The organism is Candidatus Frankia nodulisporulans (assembly GCF_902806475.1).
Taxonomy (GTDB): domain Bacteria; phylum Actinomycetota; class Actinomycetes; order Frankiales; family Frankiaceae; genus Frankia; species Frankia umida.
Map to the genome: position 1 here is coordinate 1 of NZ_CADCWS010000260.1, position 5,696 is coordinate 5,696.

General features: G+C 72.1%; 5 protein-coding genes. 4 read left to right on the forward strand and 1 reads right to left on the reverse strand.

The window, feature by feature from the left end; all coding sequences use genetic code 11:
* The coding region (locus G6R24_RS17580) for a serine/threonine-protein kinase (RefSeq protein WP_163550309.1) at positions 1 to 791 on the reverse strand (791 nt) is incomplete at its 3' end.
* 323 nt (positions 792 to 1,114) lie between these two features.
* On the opposite strand from G6R24_RS17580, the gene G6R24_RS17585 reads away from it, so the two are divergent.
* The 4 genes from G6R24_RS17585 to G6R24_RS17600 form a co-directional block, all read left to right on the forward strand.
* A complete protein-coding gene (locus tag G6R24_RS17585) occupies positions 1,115 to 1,864 on the forward strand; it encodes a flavin reductase family protein (protein WP_338083900.1) in 750 nt (249 codons plus the stop codon).
* Between the two features lie 982 nt (positions 1,865 to 2,846).
* On the forward strand, positions 2,847 to 3,710 hold the full coding sequence (locus G6R24_RS17590) for a hypothetical protein (RefSeq protein ID WP_175084532.1): 864 nt from the start codon (positions 2,847 to 2,849) through the stop codon (positions 3,708 to 3,710).
* 173 nt (positions 3,711 to 3,883) lie between these two features.
* Entirely contained in the window at positions 3,884 to 4,684 is an 801-nt protein-coding gene (locus tag G6R24_RS17595) for a class F sortase (RefSeq protein ID WP_163550312.1), read from the forward strand.
* A 201-nt stretch (positions 4,685 to 4,885) separates the two neighbouring features.
* A partial coding sequence (locus G6R24_RS17600; protein WP_163550313.1) for a TauD/TfdA dioxygenase family protein occupies positions 4,886 to 5,696 on the forward strand: 811 nt, incomplete at its 3' end.

Here is a 5,696-nt window from a genome sequence, read left to right on the forward strand (position 1 = left end):
GCGACCTCGCGCAGCCGGCCGCGGGCCTCGGCCAGGGACGGGCGGTGCGCGGGATTCGCGGAGAGCAGCTCGGTGACGACACCACGCAACGGGCCGCTGTGGCGGAAGGGACGGCGCCGGTCGGCGACGACGGCGGCGAGAACGCCGAGCGGACCCTCACCGTCGAACGGCGGGACGCCCTCCGCGGCGGTGAACAGCGTGGCCCCCAGACCCCAGACGTCGGCGGCGATACCGACCCGGGCGCCGCGGGCCCGTTCGGGGGCGATGTAGGCGGGTGAACCGACGAGCATCCCGGTCGCGGTCAGGGTCGGATCACCTTCGGTGACGGCGATGCCGAAGTCGGTGAGGCGGGCGTGGCCGTCCGAGGTGACCAGGACGTTGCCGGGTTTCACATCGCGGTGGACCACCCCGGAGCGGTGCGCGGCCTCCAGCGCCGGCAGCCGGCCACGCTCACGGATCAGGTCCGACAGCGACGCCCCGTCGACGTACTCCATCACGATCCAGGTGCGATCGTCGGCGTGCAGAACGTCGTAGACGGTGACCAGACCCGGATGGCGCAGCCGGGCGGCGGCGCGGGCCTCGCGCAGCACCCGCTGGGCGAACACCTCCCCCTCGGCCTCCGAGGCGGCCGGCGGGCGACGCAGCTCCTTGATCGCCACCTGTCGGCGCAGCAGCATGTCCTCACCCTCACGGACGATCCCGCCGCCACCGCGGCCGAGGATGCGCCCGAGTCGGTAGCGGCCGGCAAGGCTGCGCTCCTGGCTGGCGCCACGGTCGATCGGTGTCGGCATGACTCGCCCTGCCCCCCTCATTTCAGAGATGTCACCGCAATGCACCCATCCTCCGACGTGTGCGCCGCCCAAGCGGGGTATATGCCCCGGCGAGCCGCGATCCAGATCGCGACGGTGACGGCTTGGTGTACACAGGCCCGTCGGTGCAGGAGGGTGGTGCCATGGCGAAGCACAGGTCCGTCCCGCCGCCCATACCCCGGGCCTCCGCATCGGCGCCCCCGTCGGCCCAGGCCCAGGCAGCGGCCCCGGCCCAGGTCACAGCCCCGATTCGGCCATCGGCCCCGGCTTCGGTGCTGGCCGCTCGCCCGGATCGGACGGCGGCGTTGAGCGAGGGACTGCGGCAGGCGTTTCGCCGGCACGCGGCGGGCGTGGCGGTGGTGACCTTCACCCGGCGCGACGAACCGGTCGGGTTCACCGCGACGTCGGTGACCTCGCTCTCGCATCGTCCGCCGCTGGTGTCGTTGGCGCTGGCGACCACCTCGTCGCTGATCCCGGCGCTGCTGGCCGCGCGGACACTCGTGGTGCACCTGCTCGGCCACGACACGCGGGAACTCGCGATGCGCTTCGCCGAGCCCGGCGCCGACCGTTTCGCCCCGCCCACCCGGTGGCGACGCCTTGAGACCGGCGAACCACTGCTGTCGGACGCCGCCGTCTGGCTGCGTTGCCGCATCCGGGAGCGGATCTCCGCCGGTGACCACTGGCTGGTGATCGCCGAGGTCCTCGACAGTCAGCTCGAGCGCCCGGTCGCGCCCCTCGTCTACCACGACGGTGGCTATGGCATGTTCCACACCGCCGAGCCTGGACGCGCGACCGAATCGACCCTCGGCGCCGCGCGGGCGCCAAGCACCCGCGCGAGCGCACCCCGGTCGACGTCCGAACCCGCCGTCCAGGCCGCGCCGTCCACACCGGCCGGGCCAGCCGCGGTGGGGACATCCAGCGAGGCGAGGCCGTCCAAGCAGGTGGGGCCGTCCGAACAGGGTGGACGAGCCAAACCGGGCGGGCCGTCCAAGCCGGGCGGGCCGCCCGGGCGCAACAGCTGGCCGGACGGAGACCTCGGCATCCGGTCGGTGTAGATCGCGGGGCCGCGGGTCGCGCCGCGGGTGGCACCGCGGGCGGGGATCATCTGACGTGGTTACGCCGGCGGGCACCACATCGGGCCCGGAGGTGCCAGCCCCCCTCGCGGCCGAATGGCCGTCGGGTGAACCGGGCGGCCACCTGGGAGTGCCATTTCCGGCGCCCAAGCCCTGCACGGGCAATGCCTGGATGTCCCGGTGACGTCGCGCGTGCGACGGCGCACGGTCGGCTGCGCGCGCCGTCGTCCTCATGAATTCGGCGCGAACAGGCTACTCATTTTCCGGGGGTGTTCCACCGGCGCCTTGTCCGCGGCTGGCGGCGCTCGGTGGCCGACGTCCGGCGGGCCGGCAATGGACGCGCGGCACCGTCCGGCGATTGGTTAATCGAAACTCAGGCTGTCTTTCCGAGCCGAATGGACCAGGTCGGTCCGGCCCTACGACTCCTGACCTGCGCTGATATCCGGGCCCGACCCCCCACCATGGGTGGTGTGGTCGAAATCCGCGGTGAGGGAGTCCGCCCGCGGCGCCGTATCGGCCCACCCGACCCGCCGCAGCTCGCCAGAAAGGGCCAGCTCAGGCCGCTTGCAGGGCGCGGAGCTGCGGGACTGTCCGGCTGCTTGTGACATCGTTGCCCATGTCGCCGGCACTCTCGTGGCAACCGGCCATATGTGTGCGGGGCAACAATCATGGGAAGAGGTCCCGGTCGCGACTATCTTGACTTCCCGGGGCCCGCTGTATGGTGCGAACGACCAGCTATCTGGATAACGTGCCGGGAGCTCCTACGAAAATGCAACGGACTACGCGCTCTCTCCCGAAAGCGGGCGCCCGAACGATCGGCGCGGCGACGGCAACGGTGGCCCTGTCACTGGGCATGGCCGGCATGGCGTCAGCGTCCGTACCGGGACAGGATGTTGGTGTCGCGCCCACATCCTCGGGCATTGCTGCAGCAGCCACAGCGACCATAACCCCCGAACAACAGGATGTGATCCGAGGCATTATCGCTTCGGCTGTCGACGAGGCGGGACGGCCTCGGATCGGCACCACCCCCGAAGCCACCAGCACACCCAGTGCCAGTGCCGCCATCGCCGACGGTTCGGTGGCCCTGCCCTGTAAGGACGGCCAGCCCATCAAGGATGGCCAGCCTGACAAGGACGGCCAGCCCTGCCCGACGCCGGCCCCGATCGTGGGGACCGGCCCGATCGTCGGCCCGATCATCATCCCGTGGCCGATCGTCGGCCCCATCGTCATTCCGGGACCCGGGCCGGTCCCGTGCAAGGACGGTGTTCCCACCAAGGACGGTGAGACCTGCGTCGGCGGCGTTCCCGCGCCGACGCCCATCGAGTGCAAGGACAACATCCCCACCAAGGACAACCCGACCTGTGTCGGCGGCGTTCCCGGCGGGGGCACCACCGGTGGCGGCGTCCCAGGTGGCGGCGTTCCCGGCACCAGCACTCCCACTCCGGGTGGCGGCGTTCCCGGCGGCGGCACCCGGAGTGGTGGCGTCCCAGGTGGTGGCACTCCGGGTGGGGGCGTTCCCGGTGGCGGCACTCCCGGTGGCGGCGCCCCAGGTGGCGGTGCTCCCGGTGCGGGTGCGCCTGGCGCGGGTGCTCCCGGTGCGGGTGCGCCGGCTGCGCCGGGTGCGGGAAGCCCGCAGCCGGCCTCGCTCGGCGCTGCGCCCGCCGTGGGCGTGCCGACCGCGGTGAACGCCGGTAACAGTGGTTTGCTCGTGGCCGGTGACCGGTTCCCGATCATCCCGCTGAGCGCGTTGGGTATCTCCCTCGGAACCGCGGGCGCGCTGCTCGGTCTGCAGCGTCGTCGGACGTCCTTGGCCCGCCGCCGGGGATGATGCCAGGCGCGGAGCGAGCAGACATCCCAGGACACCCCGAGCGGCCCGAACACCCCGAGCGGCCCGAACACCCAGGCCAGCCGGACGCTCCAGGCCAGCCCGGGCAGCCCGGCCAGTCCGAGCAGTCTGAACGGCCCGAGGGCGGACATCGGGGAACGGGCGGGGAAACCGCCGTGGAGTCCGACGACGAGAACCACACCGGCCACGCGGAGTCCGACCGGGAGCCGCAGACGTCCCAGGCGGGCGCGCACCGGCGTCCGCATCGGAGCATGCGGGTCCGGTTGCTACGCGTCGGACGGCACATGGTGATCGCCACGGCGGTGCTCTCAGGTGTCGTGGGAGTCACGGGGCTGGCCGGTTGGATGACCTCCCGGCCACCCGCGGACGTCGGCTCGTTCGACGCCGGCACATCGGCTACCGGGTCCCCGGGGACATCCGTGTCCCCGGGGACCACGGCGGCCGGCCAGACCAGCAGTCCCACCCCCGGCCCCAGCCAGGCCGCCGCCGCCGACCAGGCCGCGCTGAACGCGGAACGTCGACCGACGGCGGTGGCCATCGCGGACGAGCACATCGCCGCACCTGTGGTGACAAGTCTCGTCGACAGCGGCGGCGCCCTCGACGTGCCGCGTGATCCGGCGATCGTCGGCTGGTGGGCGGGTGGCGCAGCCCCGGGCAGCGCCACCGGAACGGTCGTGCTGGCCGGGCATGTCGACTACGACGGACGGCCCGGCGCGCTGTTCTCCCTGGCGGAACTCCCGACGTCCAGTGTGGTGACCGTGACCAGCGCCGATGGCACGACCCATCGCTACCAGGTCGTCACCCGCCGGCACGTGGCGAAGACGTCACTGGCCGACACCGGGGTGTTCCGCACCGACGGACCGCCCCGCCTCGCTCTGATCACCTGCGGCGGCTCGTTCAACCGGACGACCCACAGCTACCGCGACAACGTGATCGTCCTCGCGCTCCCCCTCTGAGGATTTACCTCGATGTAACGGAATCTCGCACGCGTCCCGGCGGACGGCCATGGTTCACTGCGGGCTCAGTTGCCGCGGGCATCGCCCGTCGAAACGATCCGCGCCGGCCCCGGTCCGGCCCGCGCGGTCCTCGCCGACGTCCACGCGAGACGTCCGGTCGGCACGCATCATCCGTCGGGGTGTCGCCAGTCTGGGGTGCGCATGAGCCAGTCCACATCGCCGGTTGTCGCGGATCTTGACGTCCAACCCCTGCCCGGACCGTTCGGCGCGCAGGTCGCCGGCATCAGCCTGCGGGAGACGATCACCGCGCCGCTGCGGGCGGCGATCCACACACTGCTGTTTCGCCATCGGGTCCTGGTGTGGCGCGACCAGCCGATGGACACCGCCGATCAGGTGAGGTTCGCCCAGTCGGTCGGTTCGATCCTGGTGTTCTCCAGCGTCGTCAACCTCGACCCGGCCCGGCCCGGGGTGCACGAGGTGCATGGTGGCAGCGACGACTGGCATTTCGACGCGAGCTCCCTGCCGTCGCCGCCGGTGGCCACGATGCTGCGCGCGGTGAACGTCCCGCCGTCCGGTGGGGACACTCTGTGGGCGAGCAACGTCGCCGCCTACGAGACGCTGACCCCGGAGCTGCGGGAACTGATCACCAGCCGGTACGTCACCCACGGTCGCGGCGTGCAACGCCCCTTCGAGGACGAGCGACCCGTCGCCGCCCACCGCCTGGTGCGCCGCCATCCCGCCACCGGTGAGCTCTACCTGTACCTCAACCTGGCGTCCTGGGATCATCCACAGATCCTGGGGATGCCCCTGCCCGACAGCGACGCGCTGATCGAGCGGCTGCGTGCGGCCTGCCTGCGCCCGGAGAACCACCTGCGGGTGCGATGGTCACCCGACACCCTCATCCTCTGGGACAACCGCCTGGTCCAGCATCGCGGCGTCGGCGACTACGGCGACTTCCCCCGCCACCTCATCCGGATCTGCCTCGCCGACCTCGCCGAACTCGCCGAACTCG